Annotated in this window: 17 protein-coding genes, 2 tRNA genes and 1 pseudogene; 10 read left to right on the forward strand and 10 right to left on the reverse strand. The window is 57.5% G+C overall.

Translation table 11 applies throughout. The annotated features are described in order from the left end of the window. Positions 1-9: 9 nt before the first annotated feature. Entirely contained in the window at positions 10-1,182 is a 1,173-nt protein-coding gene (locus AC2FFA_RS15570; protein WP_496719035.1) for an MFS transporter, read from the reverse strand. Positions 1,183-1,323: 141 nt separating this feature from the next. Between AC2FFA_RS15570 and AC2FFA_RS15575 the strand changes: the two genes are divergently transcribed. Next, positions 1,324-2,466, forward strand: a complete 1,143-nt coding sequence (locus tag AC2FFA_RS15575) for a DUF3095 domain-containing protein (RefSeq protein ID WP_496852321.1) — start codon at positions 1,324-1,326, stop codon at positions 2,464-2,466. A gap of 4 nt (positions 2,467-2,470) precedes the next feature. Here AC2FFA_RS15575 and AC2FFA_RS15580 read toward each other — a convergent pair whose 3' ends face one another. Further along, the gene (locus AC2FFA_RS15580; RefSeq protein WP_496852322.1) at positions 2,471-3,241 is read right to left on the reverse strand and encodes an aldolase/citrate lyase family protein; all 771 of its coding nucleotides are present in this window, start codon (positions 3,239-3,241) and stop codon (positions 2,471-2,473) included. A 231-nt stretch (positions 3,242-3,472) separates the two neighbouring features. Between AC2FFA_RS15580 and hpaR the strand changes: the two genes are divergently transcribed. Then, the gene (gene hpaR / locus AC2FFA_RS15585; protein ID WP_496852323.1) at positions 3,473-3,907 is read left to right on the forward strand and encodes a homoprotocatechuate degradation operon regulator HpaR; all 435 of its coding nucleotides are present in this window, start codon (positions 3,473-3,475) and stop codon (positions 3,905-3,907) included. A 251-nt stretch (positions 3,908-4,158) separates the two neighbouring features. Here the strand turns inward: hpaR and AC2FFA_RS15590 are convergent. Both AC2FFA_RS15590 and AC2FFA_RS15595 read right to left on the reverse strand, forming a co-directional pair. Further along, positions 4,159-4,489 (reverse strand): annotated as a pseudogene (locus tag AC2FFA_RS15590) (transposase). A 267-nt stretch (positions 4,490-4,756) separates the two neighbouring features. Beyond that, positions 4,757-4,833: transfer RNA gene (locus AC2FFA_RS15595), tRNA-Arg, on the reverse strand. Positions 4,834-4,948: 115 nt separating this feature from the next. Here AC2FFA_RS15595 and AC2FFA_RS15600 point away from each other — a divergent pair. Together AC2FFA_RS15600 and AC2FFA_RS15605 are read left to right on the forward strand one after the other, a co-directional pair. Beyond that, positions 4,949-5,974, forward strand: a complete 1,026-nt coding sequence (locus AC2FFA_RS15600; RefSeq protein ID WP_299643949.1) for a LacI family DNA-binding transcriptional regulator — start codon at positions 4,949-4,951, stop codon at positions 5,972-5,974. Beyond that, complete coding sequence (locus AC2FFA_RS15605; RefSeq protein ID WP_496673481.1) at positions 5,971-7,191, forward strand: winged helix-turn-helix domain-containing protein; 1,221 nt, start codon at positions 5,971-5,973, stop codon at positions 7,189-7,191. Before AC2FFA_RS15600 ends, AC2FFA_RS15605 begins: the two co-directional genes overlap by 4 nt. A 3-nt stretch (positions 7,192-7,194) precedes the next feature. On the opposite strand, the gene AC2FFA_RS15610 is transcribed toward AC2FFA_RS15605, so the two are convergent. The 5 genes from AC2FFA_RS15610 to AC2FFA_RS15630 all read right to left on the reverse strand — a co-directional run bounded on the left by AC2FFA_RS15610 (position 7,195) and on the right by AC2FFA_RS15630 (position 11,169). Next, positions 7,195-7,893: a fumarylacetoacetate hydrolase family protein gene (locus AC2FFA_RS15610; RefSeq protein WP_496673741.1), complete on the reverse strand. Its 699-nt coding sequence runs from the start codon at positions 7,891-7,893 to the stop codon at positions 7,195-7,197. A 376-nt stretch (positions 7,894-8,269) separates the two neighbouring features. Next, the gene (locus tag AC2FFA_RS15615) at positions 8,270-8,608 is read right to left on the reverse strand and encodes a transposase (RefSeq protein WP_496852367.1); all 339 of its coding nucleotides are present in this window, start codon (positions 8,606-8,608) and stop codon (positions 8,270-8,272) included. Positions 8,609-8,766: 158 nt separating this feature from the next. Next, on the reverse strand, positions 8,767-9,132 hold the full coding sequence (locus AC2FFA_RS15620) for an SPW repeat domain-containing protein (protein ID WP_117872928.1): 366 nt from the start codon (positions 9,130-9,132) through the stop codon (positions 8,767-8,769). A 111-nt stretch (positions 9,133-9,243) separates the two neighbouring features. Then, positions 9,244-10,194 carry an AraC family transcriptional regulator gene (locus AC2FFA_RS15625; protein ID WP_117871423.1) on the reverse strand — a complete coding sequence of 317 codons (951 nt, stop codon included), beginning with the start codon at positions 10,192-10,194 and terminating at the stop codon, positions 9,244-9,246. Between the two features lie 108 nt (positions 10,195-10,302). Continuing rightward, positions 10,303-11,169: a branched-chain amino acid aminotransferase gene (locus AC2FFA_RS15630; protein WP_117871424.1), complete on the reverse strand. Its 867-nt coding sequence runs from the start codon at positions 11,167-11,169 to the stop codon at positions 10,303-10,305. Positions 11,170-11,329: 160 nt separating this feature from the next. Between AC2FFA_RS15630 and AC2FFA_RS15635 the strand changes: the two genes are divergently transcribed. From AC2FFA_RS15635 to dxs, 6 genes are all read left to right on the forward strand, one after another. Further along, positions 11,330-11,842, forward strand: coding sequence for a MarR family winged helix-turn-helix transcriptional regulator (locus AC2FFA_RS15635; protein ID WP_299899934.1), 513 nt, complete (start codon positions 11,330-11,332; stop codon positions 11,840-11,842). Continuing rightward, on the forward strand, positions 11,839-12,540 hold the full coding sequence (locus tag AC2FFA_RS15640; protein WP_152459691.1) for a response regulator: 702 nt from the start codon (positions 11,839-11,841) through the stop codon (positions 12,538-12,540). The genes AC2FFA_RS15635 and AC2FFA_RS15640 overlap by 4 nt, the downstream gene beginning before the upstream one ends. A gap of 68 nt (positions 12,541-12,608) precedes the next feature. Next, positions 12,609-13,535 carry a histone deacetylase family protein gene (locus tag AC2FFA_RS15645; protein ID WP_496852324.1) on the forward strand — a complete coding sequence of 309 codons (927 nt, stop codon included), beginning with the start codon at positions 12,609-12,611 and terminating at the stop codon, positions 13,533-13,535. Next, positions 13,532-13,774, forward strand: coding sequence for an exodeoxyribonuclease VII small subunit (locus AC2FFA_RS15650; protein ID WP_117871432.1), 243 nt, complete (start codon positions 13,532-13,534; stop codon positions 13,772-13,774). The genes AC2FFA_RS15645 and AC2FFA_RS15650 overlap by 4 nt, the downstream gene beginning before the upstream one ends. Further along, on the forward strand, positions 13,775-14,641 hold the full coding sequence (locus AC2FFA_RS15655) for a polyprenyl synthetase family protein (protein ID WP_496852325.1): 867 nt from the start codon (positions 13,775-13,777) through the stop codon (positions 14,639-14,641). It begins immediately after the preceding gene. Between the two features lie 16 nt (positions 14,642-14,657). Next, positions 14,658-16,586, forward strand: a complete 1,929-nt coding sequence (gene dxs / locus AC2FFA_RS15660; RefSeq protein ID WP_496852326.1) for a 1-deoxy-D-xylulose-5-phosphate synthase — start codon at positions 14,658-14,660, stop codon at positions 16,584-16,586. Between the two features lie 62 nt (positions 16,587-16,648). Here the strand turns inward: dxs and AC2FFA_RS15665 are convergent. Further along, positions 16,649-16,724: transfer RNA gene (locus tag AC2FFA_RS15665), tRNA-Thr, on the reverse strand. Positions 16,725-16,849 lie beyond the last annotated feature (125 nt).

A 16,849-nucleotide genomic window follows, 5' to 3' on the forward strand; every position in this document is an offset into this window, starting at 1 on the left:
GCAATTGCTTTAATCCACACTATCCCGGCTGAATAGATAAATCACGCAACCGATGGCAAGGGTTACGGCAAAAAACGCGAAAATTGCTGTGTAAGGCGCGGTTGTCCCGTTCTCGGCGGTGGCCGCATGAACGCGCCCGGTGACAAATTGGGCAATGCCGACACCTCCGATTCCGAAGAGATTCAACAAGGTCACACCACGACCCACCAGATGTGGCGGGACGAAGGCCCGTCCATGGGCCATGATGACCGGAAAGCTGGCCCCGGCAAAACCGATGACGGCCAACAGCAGAACGGACAGCCATGTGGCATAGTCAATCCACACGCAAAGCAGGGTCAGTGCCACTGCACCCAGCACGTTGCCTGCTAAGATAACCCACTTCCTGGTGCCAAAAACGCGATCCAGCGGCCCGTAGACAAAGGTACCGACAATCATCGCAGACCCCATAACCAGTGTCGCGGTGCCGATCTGTGTAGTGCTGAGCCCGAAGACATCGTTCAGATACGGCCCAGCCCACAGCCCGCGCAGGGCGGCAGAGGGCGCATATGCCACTAGCATCAAAGGCATGATCAGCCACAGCGCAGGTTCTTTCAACAAGTCCAGCAGCGTACCCTTGTGTTCCGTTCCAACCTTCGCGGGATCGCGTACGCTCAGCCAAATACCAAAAGCAATCGCAGCAGATATCGCGGCCAGCCCAACCATCGTTGCGCGCCATCCGATCCATTCAACAGCAAGCGCAGTCGGATAGGAGGCCACAAGATTGCCTACCGAGCCGACACCCAGCATGACGGCGGCCAGCGTCGCGAACCGGGCCGGAGGATATTCGTGGGCAAAGATGAAATAAGATGCCATCAGAACCGGAGAGCATCCGACGCCGATCAGGCCCATGGCAACGCTGACATGCAAAGGTGAGGTCGCGACCGCAAAAATCGCGGATCCTCCTGCACCACCAACCAGAAGAAGCGCGGCTGCGGTCAGCCGCGGACCGACCTTGTCCAGCGCCCAGCCAACTGGAATTTGCATTGCTGCGAACACCAGGAACCAAAGGCCCGACGCAAAGGCCAGATCTTCGGGTGTGGCGCCGATGTCGCGTTCAAGATCCAGACTGAGCACAGCCAGAAATGCACGGAAAAACTGGCTGAGCACATAGCCCAGGCACAAAACCACCAAACCCGCCTGCATAGCCCGCCTCTTTTCCGCTCATCCGAAGGGAATGCTTGGCACGCAATGATGCAACGCACAAGCATGTGTACTATGTTTCAGTAACAGGACTTGGGCCGCATTCCGGCTATCTTTGCCGGAAGTTTGATTCCGAGGGGGAAAATGAAAGACCTCCATTCTGCGTTTTACGAAAACCTGCCCCTGTTGCGGGATTTCACCCGTCTGGCAGACCCGGCGAAGTTTTCTCCGGTGCCCGACGACTGGTTTCTGGGGGTCGCCGATATTGTCGATTCAACCGGGGAAATAGCGCGAGGGCGATACAAAACCGTCAACACCGTTGGGGCCGCCGTGATCTCGGCGATGATTAACGCGATGGACGGCAAGTTGTTTCCCTATGTCTTTGGCGGCGACGGAGCGGCGTTTGCGATTCCTCCCGGCGAAGTTGAAGTAGCTCGGGATACTCTTTCAGCCTTGCGGCGCTGGTCGGAAGAGGAGTTTTCCATGCCGTTGCGTGCGGCGCTGGTGTCGGTGGCAGAAATCCGAAAAGCAGGCAGGGACTTGCGTGTCGCCCGTTTTGCTCCGTCCTCCGGCGTGGATTATGCCATGTTTTCTGGCGGGGGATTGGCCTGGGCCGAGGCAGAGATGAAAGCGGGTCGTCATATGATCGCGCCTGCCGAACTGGGTGCGCAGCCGAACCTGACAGGCTTGTCGTGTAGATGGTCCAACAGCCTGGCGCGGCACGGTCAGATCGTTTCACTGGTCATTGAACCCACCGCGTCAGCAACTGAACGTGATTTTGCCGATCTTGCGCAATCGGTTCTGTCCGCGTCAGAAGAGCTGGAGCGCGCCGGACATCCGGTGCCGGAGAATGGTCCACCCATGAGGTGGCCGCCTCCTGGCCTTGACATTGATGCGCATGTTTCGCGCAACGGGCGGAATTTGATTTTGCACAAGCTCGTTCTTCTGGTTCAGAACCTGCTGATCGCGATACTCTTCAAGACCGGTAAAAAGCTGGGACAGTTTGAGCCTGAACACTACAGGATTATGGTCAGCAGCAATGCCGATTTCCGCAAGTTTGATGACGGTCTGAAGATGACATTGGATTGTGATACGGCCACTTTGCGACAGATCGAACAAATGCTGGAAGAAGCGCGCGGGCGCGGCAAAATCCGATACGGTTTGCACGTGCAGGACGAGGCGATGACGACGTGTTTCGTCCCGTCGGCCACACGGGACGATCATGTGCATTTCGTCGATGGTGCCTCCGGCGGATACGCCCAGGCCGCAGCGGCCATGTACCGTTGAACGGTTAGCCGGCTTTCCATCGCGCGGCGAGATCACGTGCCGTTTGCGCCAGCAGCATCACATCAATACCAACTGCCAAAAACTGTGCGCCCATATCCAGATATGCCTGCCGGGCCTCGTCATTTGTTGCCAAAATGCCAGGCGCTTTGCCTGCAGCTTTGATCCGGGTCAGTGCATCGCCGATAACCTCTCGCACCTCGGGCGCCGCACTGTTGCCCTGATGGCCCATATCAGTCGACAGATCGGCAGGTCCGATGAATACGCCATCCACGCCGTCAACTTCCAGAATTTCGTCCAGAGCAGCCATTCCGGCGCGGGTTTCAACCTGTAACAACAAGCAAATCTCCTGATCTGCGGTCTGAATGTAGTTTCCGACCGATCCGTAAATCGTCGCCCGCGATGCCATCGCGCCCACACCGCGGACACCGGCAGGGGGATAGCGGCAGGCCCGGACCAGCTCTCGCGCCTGCTCGGCGCTTTCCACTATCGGAACCAGTACGGTCTTAGCACCCGCATCCAGAACCATCTTGATCAGCCAGGTCTCTCCCACGGGGACCCTCACAACCGCATGAGAGTCGCTTGCTGCAAGGGCTAGGAGCTGATCCCGGATTGACCGGATGTCGTTTGGGGCATGCTCTCCATCGATCACCAGCCAATCGAAACCTGCCGTTCCCATTATCTCGGCCGTGATGGATTCAGCAAAGCTCATCCAGCAACCAATCTGCGTTTTTCCCTGTAATAGAGCCTTTTTGAATGAGTTTCGTGGCGCAGTCATGCTGTATCCCTTTATGCAAAGCCTTCGGTGCACGGTGACCGTGAAATTGGACGTTTCCACATCATCTTCTGCGGTGCCGAATTGTCCAGTCTGAATGCGGCTGTGCGCCATGAGATTGAAGGTGGGGTTGGCGCATCTCTCATGGTTTTCTACGGTTCAGGGGTTTTTGTGTTTCAATTGGAAACCAAGGGTTCCCTTGCGTAAATCACGGATTTCGGTGATAATTTTTTTATGACCGACGACCTCCCACTGACGTCGCGATCTTTGCCTATTGCGCTTTTGCGGGCGCGGGAAAAGGTTATGGGGCCCATACGAGCAATGCTGGCCGACGCCGGTGTCACGGAACAGCAGTGGCGCGTGTTGCGGGTTTTGAACGAAGAAGGCCCGCAGGAACCGACGCATATTGCCGAACGCGCCTGTCTGCTATTGCCAAGCCTGACGCGTATATTGCAAAAATTGGAACACCGCGACCTGATCTCCCGACGATGCCATCCCGCGGACCGTCGCCGCCAGATTGTCGAGATCAGTGAGCGCGGTGTTCAGATCATTCACGCCAATCTAACCGCCAGCATGGCGCAGGCGGAACGCATTCGTTCCCAGTTGGGGCCGGAAAAACACGAACTGTTGCTGGATCTATTGAATGAGCTGAAAGACCTCAAAACCTGACGTTGGTCGCGCACATCAGTATCTTGTGCAAGGACCCCGCCGGAGATTTTAGAGGGTATCTCAGACGGGGCGGCCAGACTGGGGTTTGGGTTAGGCCTGGCCTGAGGCCGGTTGCCTCACGCCTAGCCTGACGGTCCGTCCCGCGCATCGGAATATATGACGAGCCTGATATGTGGCTCTGATTAGGGTCTTCTAGCCTTTGGGGGAAGGCCATGCACCTATGCTCTCCGAAACAGTCTTAGGGTCAGTATTCATAACCAGCAGATGGCGGTTGCCGCGAGTGCGATTGCTGAGATGAAGACCTTGGGACAACGGTCATAGCGTGTCGCCACGCGCCCCCAATCCCTGAGCCTGCCAAACATAATCTCGATGCGATTTGTATCTGCGCTTGTCGTACTTGACCGGCGTCTTGTGAGGCCCGTATTCTCCAGAGGCATCTCGCCAGCGCAAATCATTGCGATTGATGAAGGTAAATCTACTCAATACACGCCGGTCATCAACGCTTCGCTTGCCATGAGACTTGGGAAAGAAAGGTTCAAGACGTGCCATCTGCGCATCGGTCAGCCAGAAAAGATCAGACATGTTCATCGCTCGTTTTCGAACCGTGAATCACGAGGCTAAGAGAAAATCAATGGGTCCTGAGCCTAGCCAAGAACAGGCAACTCAGCTTTTCTTGAGTCTGAACGCTCGAAAACTTGCGCTTGCAGGAAAAAACTCCAAACGTCAGGTCACGAATCTAAATTGCGAGCTTTTTGCGCCAGTTAATTGACAATCGTTGGCAAAAGCGTGGGGTAAATCCGCCAAGAATGGTGATTACCCGTTTTAATTTAACGTGTTATCATTTAGGTATGGCGACCCCGGCAGGATTCGAACCTGCAACCTGCCCCTTAGGAGGGGGCTGCTCTATCCAGTTGAGCCACGGGGCCGCGTTTTGCCTTCTGTAACTGGGTTTTTCCGGGTTGTCATCGCCTTTGCACAATTGTTGTACACACCGACGTGTTCACGCTACCATCGGACAAAACAACAACGCAGGTGCCTCCCGTGAACAGTGAAACCAAACGCCCGCTTACCCTTCGTGATGTGTCCGAGGCATCCGGTGTCTCAGAGATGACGGTGAGCCGGGTTCTGCGTAACAGGGGGGATGTGTCCGACGCCACCCGCACCCGCGTTCTGGCCGCCGCCAAAGATCTGGGATACGTCCCCAACAAGATCGCGGGCGCGCTGGCATCCAGCCGGGTCAACCTTGTCGCGGTGATCATCCCTTCGCTTTCGAACATGGTGTTCCCCGAGGTGATGACCGGCATCAATCAGGTGCTCGAAGATACCGAGTTGCAGCCTGTGGTTGGCGTGACGGATTATCTGCCCGAGAAAGAGGAAAAGGTGCTGTACGAGATGCTTTCGTGGCGACCCTCGGGCGTTATCATTGCAGGGCTTGAACACACTGACGCGGCCCGCGCCATGCTGGATTCGGCAGGTATTCCCGTGGTCGAGATCATGGATACCGATGGCAAACCTGTTGACGCGATGGTCGGCATTTCACACCGCCGGGCCGGACGTGAAATGGCGCAGGCGATCCTGAAGGCCGGGTATCAGCATATTGGCTTCATGGGCACCAAGATGCCGTTGGATCACCGCGCCCGGAAGCGCTTTGAAGGTTTTACCGAAGTACTGGGCAAACACGGGATCGAGATCGAAGATCGCGAGTTCTATTCTGGCGGCTCTGCCCTGGCCAAAGGGCGCGAGATGACGCAGGCCATGCTTGAACGCTCGCCCGAACTGGATTTCCTGTATTATTCCAACGACATGATCGGCGCTGGTGGTCTATTGTACCTGCTGGAACAGGGCGTAGATATTCCGGGGCAGATAGGTCTGGCCGGGTTCAACAACGTCGAGCTTTTGCAGGGTCTGCCGCGCAAATTGGCGACGATGGATGCCTGCCGTCTGGATATAGGCCGTCAGGCCGCACAGATCATCGCTGAACGCCTGAAGGATCCGGATTCTGAAATCGAGACACGGGTCACCCTGACCCCCAAGATCAGCTATGGCGATACTCTGAAACGGCGATGAGCGCCCCCCTGAAACGGCTCGACAACCGGACGGCCCGGGCTATTTTCATGGATCGTCACGCCTTGGCCGAACAACCCTCGGGGGCGGCCAAGGGTGCCGAGCTTCTGGACCTCATCCAGCGGCTGGGGTTCGTACAGCTCGACAGCATCAACACGGTTGCCCGCGCCCATGATATGATCCTGTTTTCCCGACGGCCTGCGTATCGCAGCGCCAACCTGAAAAGGCTCTATGAAAGGGAAAAAGCGCTGTTCGAACACTGGACACATGATGCGGCCGTGATCCCGATGTCGTTCTATCCGCACTGGCACCTGCGCTTTCAGCGAGATGCGGATCTTTTGAAGGCCCGTTGGAAGAACTGGCGGCGGGATGGGTTTGAACAGCAGTTCGAGACGGTCTTGCAACATATCCGCGACCATGGACCAGTGTGTTCGTCAGACGTTGGCAAGGATGAAAAGAAAGGCTCGGGCGGTTGGTGGGATTGGCATCCGTCAAAAACCGCTTTGGAGTTTCTGTGGCGTTCCGGGGCCCTGACCGTTGTGGGCCGCGATGGGTTCAAGAAACGCTATGACCTGACCGAGCGCGTGATTGAAACCCGGTTATGCCCCGGAAACATGCCGTGTGATGCAAAATCGACCGTGGATTGGCTGTGCAACGCGGCACTGGACCGGTTGGGGTTTGCAACGTCCGGAGAGCTCGCCGCATTCTGGGATACGGTCAGCGCTGCAGAGACCAAAAACTGGTGTGCCACGGCGTTGGCTCAAGGAAATATCGAAGAGATCGAAATCTCTTGCGCCGATGGACGCCTGCGCAAAACCTTTGCCCGCCCGAATTTGATGGATCGGGCAACCGACTTGCCGCAACCGCCCGGACGGATCCGAGTGCTCAGCCCGTTTGATCCGATGCTTCGGGACCGAAACCGGGCCGAGCGGCTGTTTGGGTTTCACTATCGCATCGAAGTTTTCGTGCCCGAAGCCAGGCGGACATATGGGTATTACGTCTTCCCCTTGCTTGAAGGTGATCGATTGATCGGCCGGATCGACATGAAGGCACATCGCGATCGCGACCTGCTGCATGTCAAGGCACTCTGGCCCGAACGCGGGGTGCGCTGGTCTGACGCCCGCAGCCGACGCCTGAACGCCGAGCTGGATCGGATACGCCGGCTGGCAGGCGTTGAACAGGTCAAGTTTGCAAGGGGTTGGCTGAAAGACCCTAAATAGGGCCTATTCCGCGTCAGTCAGGGTCAGTTTGATCGGTTCCAGCCCATCAATCTCTCCGGCTATCATGTCCCCGGCCACAACCGGGCCTACGCCGGCCGGTGTACCTGTCAGGATCAGATCGCCGGGGCGCAAATGGTAGAAACCGGACAGATGGCTGACAATTTCATCGATCTTCCAGATGAGCTCTTTCAGAGTAGCGTCCTGGCGCAGTTCGCCGTTCACACTCAAGCGGATGTTTTTGTCATCGTCCGGTGACCAGGCCGCCGCAGGGGTCAGCGGCGCGAAGACTGCTCCGTTTTCGACATCTTTACCTAGGTCCCAAGGCCGCTGTTTGTCCCGCTCGCGGAATTGCAGATCACGGCGGGTCATATCGAGCGCACAGCCATAGGCATAAACCGCATCCCACGCCTGCGCACTCGAGGCGCTAAACACCGGCTTTCCGATGGCCAGCGCCAGCTCCATTTCGTGATGGTAATTCGTCGTCCCCGCCGGGTACGGAACCGTCGCGCCGGACAGGATCGCGTTTGGCGCGGATTTGGTGAAATAGAACGGCGCATCGCGATCCACTTCATTTCCCATCTCTGCTGCATGCGCGGCGTAGTTTCGCCCGACGCAAAAAATGCGTCCGACAGGATACCCGGCCGTCTCGCCAACGACAGGGATGGTTACGGGATCGGGTAGGGAAAACAGGCTGTTTGACATCGTGGTTCCTGAATTTTTCATCGCTGCCATCTTACGCCTGCCAGAGCTGCCAGCAAGCCGGGAATGCACGCTGGATTTCGCCAATATCCAAGAGTTGTTTCAGCGCGAACCTGCTCCATTCTGACCTGAACGCCCAGTGCCATTTGAATGCAGTTTCACATCCGCCTTTGTTGGCGCATCGGGGCTCGGCAGGTCGGAACTTTTCTTGGCCCAGGCTCAAGTCGGGTTAAGCTCTTAATCAGTGTGACGGGGCGAATCCATCTTCCGGGGTGTAATGACATCAAAACAGCGCGGCTAGAAAAACAATCAGCCAGAATGACGCGAGGAAACCACTTGCGGGCTCAGTTGTCGTTCGGCAAATGCCTGAGGTCAGTATTCATAACCAGCAGATGACGGTTGCCGCGAGTGCGATTGCTGAGATGAAGACCTTGGGATAACGATCATGGCGTGTCGCCACGCACCTCCAACCCCTGAGCCTGCCAAACATAATCTCGATGCGATTTCGCCGCTTGTATCTGCGCTTGTCGTACTTGACCGGCGTCTTGTGAGGCCCGTATTCGCCAAAGGTATCTCGCCAGCGCAAACCATTGCGATTGATGAAGATAATCCCACTCAACACCCGATTGTCATCACCTCGAGGCTTGCCGTGCGACTTCGGGAGGAAGGGGGCGCGCTTCGCCATCTGCTCGTCGGTTAGCCAATAAAGGTCGCTCAGGTCACCGCTCGGTTTTGAGAGCCCTGAATCACGCAGCGCACCGAAAATCAATCCAGCCTGACCCTGGCTGCTTGCAAAAGAGGACCGCCGGTTAGAGATCCCGGCGGCTCAGACTTTGAGGCGTTACTGTTAAACCGGGATACCCGCAGGCAACGGTTTTAGGCGACGACTTCCTGCTCGGGCGCGCTGAGTGAGATGACGAGCACGACAGCCGCACCATTCAGCCAGTAGAACACCGCATCCAGCCCTGAGAAACCCAGAACGCTGGGAGCAAACAGGAAGGTGATGCCGACGATCAAGTCTACGGCCAGATGAAACTTGTAGGGAAGGACCCGCCAAATCCCAAGATGATGATCGGTCAGAACCGTCAGAACAAACGCAGCGGCACCGGTGACAACGGAAAGCCACAGGGCCAGTGGGTTGGACTGACCCAACCCCAGCAGGAACGGCAACGTCATGAGGGCAATGGCAACAGGGTAGTCGAGGTAAGCATGGACAGAGCGAGTAACGAAACGCAGGGACATGAGATCTTCCTTTTCTCAATCAATGATAAAGGGAAAGTAGGACGCCGAAGCTGAACGCTGAATTCCTGATCGTCTCTGATACCATGCAGATCGTTCAGAATACTTGGTGGATCAATGCATCGCCCGGTACGCAGCCGGCGATAGCCCAACCTGTTTCTTGAACACACGTGAGAAAGCTGCCTCAGAGGCATACCCAACCTCGGCGGCTGCATCTGCCACGTTCCATCGTGCCTCGGTCAGACCATGGCACGCGATCTGCATCCGCCAATCTGTGAGGTACTGCATCGGCGTTGTACCCATCTTTTCAGCAAAAAGCTGAGCAAAGGCAGTGCGCGACATACCCGCCACACGTGCCAATGACGCAACGCTCCAGTCATTGGCCGGGGCCTGGTGGAACGCGGTCAACGCCCGCGAGATACGCAGATCAGCAAATCCTGCCAACGCAGAATCCTGCGGGCTCTGACGTTCCAGATAGGCCCGGATCGCCTGTGCAAACAGGACCTCGGACAGTTTCAGCGCGATCAGGTCGCCACCGATTCTTGCGCCTGAAACCTCAGAGCCAATCATGCGCAGGGTGGATTCCATCCACGATCCGGCCTCTTCGCCATAATTCTCGATCAGGATATAGGGCGGCAGGCGGTCGATCAGCATATGCCCGGTGCCGTTTCGGCCGGCCGGGCCGGTAAAAGAGAAATGACCGCAGATCAGCTGCGTATCCCGTTCCTCGTCATCACCGCCATAGACCAGCACGCCCTCGCCCTTGTAGCCCGCACGCTCCAGCACCTGCTCCAGAGGCAGTGCATCCAACGGCTTTACCTCGGCACAGAGCAACGCGTGCGGCGCCCCGTGGGGTATCAGGATCAAGTCCCCCTGCCTTAACCGCAGGGTTTCCCCCGTGGTCGAGACATGTACCTTGAGCTCGCCACGCTGCACAAAATGAAACCGGGCCACGTTTTCGAACCCCGGCACCTGAATTCCGAAGGGCGGCGTGAACGACGTGCGGAAATAAAATGTGCCACGCAGGGAAAGGCGGGTGAGAATATCGCTGAGAAGGTCCAACATATGCTGAAGATACGCAATCTGTGCAATCCGTCCAGACGACTGAACGATTTGCACAATAATTTGCACGTTTGGTAACAAACACACCCCGACAAAGCAGAGCGCAAAAGCTTACGAGCGGACCAGTTTCTCGTAGTCTTCGGCGATTTGGCGGGTCAGGTCGCCGACCTCGAATGTGTATGCGCCGATCTGCCCGACAGGCGTTACCTCGGCCGCGGTGCCGGTAAGCCAGCACTGTTCGAAGTCAGCCATTTCTTCGGGCTTGATGCGGCGTTCATGCACGGTAATGCCGTTGTCTTTCAGCATCTGGATCACCGTCTGGCGGGTGATGCCGTTCAGGAAGCAGTCTGCCAGCGGGGTATGCACCTCGCCATCCTTGACGAAAAACACGTTCGCACCGGTGGCCTCGGCCACGTATCCGCGCCAGTCCATGAACAAAGCGTCCGAGCATCCTTTGGCTTCGGCCTTGTGCTTGGAAATGGTGCAGATCATGTAGAGACCTGCTGCCTTGGCGTGAACCGGGATGGTTTCCGGGCTGGGGCGTTTCCATTCGGCAATGTCCAGCTTGGCACCCTGCATCTTGGCATCGCCGTAATAGGCACCCCAGGGCCAGACCGCGACCGCCATGCGAACAGGGTTGCGGGCCGACGCGACGCCCATATCCTCACCCGAGCCGCGCCAGACCAGCGCCCGCACATACGCGTCCTGCAAACCGCTGGCCTTCAGCGCTTCTTCCTTGGCGGCTTCGATTTCATCAACCGAATAAGGCATTGGCATATCCAGCGCCTCGGCCGAGGCGATCAGACGCCGGGAATGGTCGCGGCTTTTGAAGATCTTACCGTTGTATGCGCGCTCGCCTTCGAATACCGATGACGCATAGTGCATTGCGTGGGTCAGAATGTGCACGTTGGCCTCACGCCAGGGCACCAGTTTGCCATCCATCCAAATGGTGCCATCACGATCATCATACCCCGCCATGCGAAACCTCCTGAACCGGGTTGGGTTTTCGATTATTGCGTCAATTAGGTCCGATACGGACACAATATTGCGCAAAAACTGCGATTCGATACCGCTCTCCTCTTGGAATGTCAATAACGCTGACATAAACTCGACCCCGGAGTAACGAATGAGGCATGATATGTCCGACATCCGCCCGACCCCGCGTTATGGGGGCGAGAGCCTGTTGTTTTTGACCGATGAGCAATTGCGGCAGGGGATCGAGGCCATGTTCTTCGCCTATCGCGGCTTTACCGCTGATCCCGATCGTATCCTCGCGGAACTGGCCTATGGCCGCGCCCACCACCGGGCAATCCACTTCATCAACCGCGCGCCGGGCACGACGGTCAACAACTTGTTGGCCATCCTTGGCGTGACAAAGCAGTCTCTAAACAGGGTTTTGCGAACCTTGATCGAGGATGGTCTGGTGGAAAGCCGCGTGGGGACAGTGGACAAACGCGAACGCCACCTATTTCTGACAGAACAGGGGAAGGTGCTGGAAACCACGCTGTCTGATGCCCAGCGGGCCAGAATGCGTGCCGCCTACAAGGATGCCGGTCCCGAAGCCGTGGCTGGCTTTCGCAAAGTGCTTGAAGCAATGATGGATGCTGATATGCGTCATGCCTATACGAAACTTCGGGATACGACCTCATGAGCGATATGGATGCCCATCTGCTGATTGTCGACGATGACGAGCGCATTCGCGATCTGCTCAAGAAGTTTCTGATGCGAAACGGGTTTCTGGTTACAGCGGCACGGGATGCGGCCCACGCGCGGCGCGTATTGTCGGGGTTGGATTTCGACATGATCGTCATGGACGTGATGATGCCGGGCGAGGATGGTGTCAGTCTGACCCGTGCTTTGCGGGAAACGCATACGACACCGATCCTGCTGCTGACCGCAAAGGGTGAGACGGAACATCGGATCGCGGGCCTTGAGGCCGGGGCGGATGATTACCTGGCAAAACCGTTCGAGCCGAAAGAACTGCTGTTGCGGATCAACGCGATCCTGCGCCGGATGCCGGAAACGCCGGCAGAAGAAACCACGGCGAAGATCCTGAACCTCGGGCCCATCCGCTATGACATTGAACGCGGTGAGATGTGGCAGGGCGAAGACCCGGTCCGTCTGACAGCAACCGAAAGCCAGTTGATGAAGATATTCTCGGCCCAGCCCGGAGAGCCGATCAGCCGTGCCAAGCTGGTCGAGGATCTGGGTCGCGACAAGGGCCAGGCGCAGGAGCGCGCGGTGGATGTGCAGATCACGCGCCTTCGACGCAAAATCGAACAGGACCCCAAGCAGCCACGCTATTTGCAGACTGTGCGGGGCGCAGGGTATATGCTTGCGCCGGATTGAGGTGCCGCTACGCGGCCTATTTCGGCCTTCGGCGAGGATATTATTAGCCAGATGAAGATGGGATCCCAATGACGACTGCACTATTGACCCATGCCGATTGTCTGAGCCATGTGACGCCTGACGGGCACCCGGAGCGTGTGGCGCGGCTGGAGCACGTTTTGCATGCATTGGAAGCGCTGGACCTGGAGCGGGTGACGGCTCCGCTGGCTGCGGATGACGATCTTCTGCGCATTCATCCAGAGAGTTATATTCGAGACATTCGATCCGCGCGCCCTTCGAATGGGTTCGCACAGATCGACGGGGATACGTTCCTGTCTCCGGGATCGGTGGACGCAGCCTACCGCGCGGCGGGTGCGGTGGTACGGGCGGTTGACCTGGTATTGAGCGGTGAAGCCTCGAATGCGTTCTGTGCCGTTCGCCCGCCGGGGCACCATGCGGAAACCGAAACGGCAATGGGCTTTTGCCTGTTTGGAAATGCTGCATTGGCGGCGAAACACGCGCTGGACCATCACGGTTTGAATCGTGTGGCCGTAGTCGATTTCGACGTACACCATGGAAATGGAACCCAGGACCTGTTGTGGGATGAAGCACGGGCATTGGTGATAACCAGCCAGCAGATGCCTTTGTGGCCCGGATCGGGCCGGCCCGAGGAAACGGGTGTTCATGATACGGTTGTCAACATCCCTCTGGCGCCAGGCAGTGGCGGAGCCGAGATGCGGGCCGCCTATGAAACAAAGGCCTTTCCCCGCCTGCGGGCTTTTAGGCCGGAACTGATTATCATTTCCGCCGGGTTCGACGCCCATCAGGACGACCCGCTCGCCAATCTGAACTGGGCTACCGATGACTTTGCCTGGATCACCGCAGAGCTGTGCAGAATTGCCGACGAGGTCTGTAGCGGTCGTATCGTCTCGACTCTGGAGGGCGGGTATGATCTGAACGCACTGGCTGAGGCCACACGCGCCCATGTGGAAGAATTGATAAAGGCAGCCCGATGACTGAGACCTCCGTAGACCAGATGACATTCGAACAGGCGATGAAAGAGCTTGAGGCCGTAGTTGGCCAGCTGGAACGTGGCGACGTCGCGCTGGATCAATCAATTGCGCTCTATGAACGCGGCGCGGCGCTGAAGAAGCGGTGCGAGGATGAGTTGAAGCGCGCAGAAGAAAAAGTCGCAGCGATCACTCTGGATGCCAACGGTCAGCCAACTGGTACGACGCCCGCCGAAGGTCTGTGAATGTTCCCCGAAAGACTTGCGCAGGATGCAGCCAGCATTCAATGCCAGTTTGATCTGGTTCTAGGCGCATTTGAAGACGTCGATGTGACCCGGGCCATGGCATATGCCACCCGAGGCGGCAAACGATTGCGCGGGTTTCTGGCTTTGGAAAGTGCCCGACTTCATGATGTCGAAGAGAGTCGTGCGATCTGGCCTGCAACGGCTATAGAAGCGCTGCACGCTTATTCTTTGGTGCATGACGACCTGCCCTGCATGGATGACGATGACCTGCGCCGCGGTCGTCCCACTGTTCACGTGGAATGGGATGAAGGGACAGCGGTTCTGACCGGCGATGCCCTTCACACGCTTGCTTTCGAGCTGTGCATGCATACAGAGGTGGGAGGAGCAGACATTCGTGCAGATCTTGCCCTGACGCTGGCCAGAGCCAGCGGCGCACAAGGGATGGTGCTGGGACAGGCGCTGGACATTGCAGCTGAAACCGCCGCCGAACCGCTGTCGCTGGACGAGATCACGCGTCTTCAGGCCGGCAAGACGGGCGCTCTGGTCGAGTGGTCTGCCTGCGTTGGAGCAACTATGGCCCATTCAGACCCGGAACCGTTGCGCCAATATGCCCGGGCACTGGGCCTTGCTTTTCAGATCGCCGATGACATCCTTGATATTGAGGGCGATGCCAAAAAGGCAGGCAAACGTTTGCAAAAGGATACCGAGGCAGGGAAAGCCACCTTTGTTTCGCTTTTGGGTCTGCCCGCTGCCAAAGCCCGCGCAGGTGAGCTGGTGGATCAGGCCTGTACAGCTTTGGATGGGTATGGTCCAAAGGCAGAAACCTTGAAGGAAGCCGCCCGCTTCGTTATTGCCCGGGACAGCTAAGCCAGGAACGCGCCACATGTCTGACCGCCCAAACACGCCAATGCTGGACCTTGTAAGCCGCCCTGCGGATCTCAAGCAGTTCTCGGACGCGCAACTGCACCAGGTCGCTCAGGAGCTGCGGGCGGAAACGATCTCGGCTGTTTCCGTCACCGGTGGGCATCTGGGGGCTGGCTTGGGTGTCGTTGAGTTGACCACGGCGTTGCACGCTGTGTTTGATACGCCCCGAGACAAGATCATCTGGGATGTGGGTCATCAGTGCTATCCGCACAAAATCCTGACCGAGCGACGTGATCGCATCCGAACTCTGCGCATGAAGGATGGTCTCAGCGGCTTCACCAAGCGCAGCGAGAGCCCCTATGATCCATTTGGCGCGGCGCATTCCAGCACGTCGATCAGCGCTGCCCTGGGTTTTGCTGTCGCACGGGATCTGGGGGGCGTAACGCCTGAAGGGTTGGGTGACGCAATTGCAGTGATCGGCGATGGCTCGATGTCTGCGGGCATGGCTTTTGAGGCGATGAACAATGCAGGCCACCTGAAAAAGCGTCTGATTGTCATTCTGAACGACAACGAGATGAGCATCGCGCCCCCGGTTGGTGCCTTGTCCAGCTATTTGTCGCGTATCTATAGCGAAGAACCGTTTCACGATCTGAAAGCTGCTGCCAAAGGCGCTGTCTCATTGTTGCCTGAGCCATTCCGAGAAGGCGCCAAGCGCGCCAAGGAGATGCTAAAAGGCTTGGCGGTGGGCGGCACGCTGTTTGAAGAGCTTGGGTTTTCCTATCTCGGCCCGATAGATGGCCATGATATGGACCAGCTGCTGCCGGTTCTGCGCACTGTGAAATCGCGGGCAACCGGGCCGATCCTGATCCATGTATTGACGAAAAAAGGCAAGGGCTATGCCCCCGCCGAGCAGGCACGCGACAAAGGGCATGCCACGGCAAAGTTTGATGTGGTGACTGGGGAACAGAAGAAGGTGCCCTCAAACGCGCCATCTTATACATCTGTATTTGGCAAGGCGCTGGTGGACGAGGCCGCGCGAGACGACAAGATCGTCGCAGTGACTGCTGCAATGCCGGACGGTACCGGTCTGAACCTGTTCGCTGAACGCTATCCGTCGCGTTGCTTTGATGTGGCGATTGCCGAGCAGCACGGCGTGACGTTTTCGGCTGCGCTTGCAGCAGGAGGAATGAAGCCGTTTTGCGCTATGTATTCGACGTTCCTGCAGCGGGGCTATGACCAGGTTGTACATGACGTGGCAATTCAGCGCTTGCCCGTACGTTTTGCAATCGACCGGGCAGGGTTGGTCGGGGCCGACGGCGCCACCCACGCAGGGTCGTTCGACATTGCCTATTTGGCCAATCTTCCAGGTATGGTCGTCATGGCTGCCGCTGATGAGGCCGAGCTGATGCATATGGTGGCAACTGCTGCCGCACATGACGAAGGCCCCATCGCCTTCCGCTATCCGCGCGGTGAAGGCGTCGGAGTTGATTTGCCCGAGCGTGGAGAGATTCTTGAGATCGGCAAGGGCCGCATTCTCCAGAATGGCGCGCGGGTGGCTCTGCTTTCCTTTGGTACACGTCTGGCCGAGGTCCAGAAGGCGGCGGAATCCCTTTCAGCCAAGGGCATAACGCCCACGATTGCCGACGCTCGTTTTGCCAAACCTCTTGATCGCGACCTTATCCTGGATCTGGCGTCCAGCCACGAAGCTTTGATTACCATCGAAGAAGGGGCTGTTGGTGGATTCGGCAGCCATGTCGCGCAATTACTGGCGGAAGAAGGTGTATTTGATCTGGGGCTGAAGTACCGCTCGATGGTTTTACCTGATATCTTCATCGATCAAGCGAATCCTGCGGACATGTATTCTGTGGCCGGCATGAATGCCGAACATATCGAGGCGAAAGTACTGGACGTTCTGGGCGTCGCTTCGATCGGAGAGAAACGCGCTTAGCGCGCCTGTCAGTGGGGTAGCGGGCGTCTGGAACGCCGACCTCTGTTTGATCAGGTTTTTTCTGGTGCCGCTGAAGGGACTCGAACCCCCGACCCCATCATTACGAATGACGTGCTCTACCAGCTGAGCTACAGCGGCACCTTAAGCCATACGGATCTGGTTATGACCGGATGCGAAAGGTCGTTTAAACTGTCACTCTGCCGTCTGCAAGCCCGGTTGTAATCGGTTTAGTGTCGCCTGGCTCGGCGACCGATCTCAACCTG

The organism is Ruegeria sp. YTSB088 (assembly GCF_059609825.1).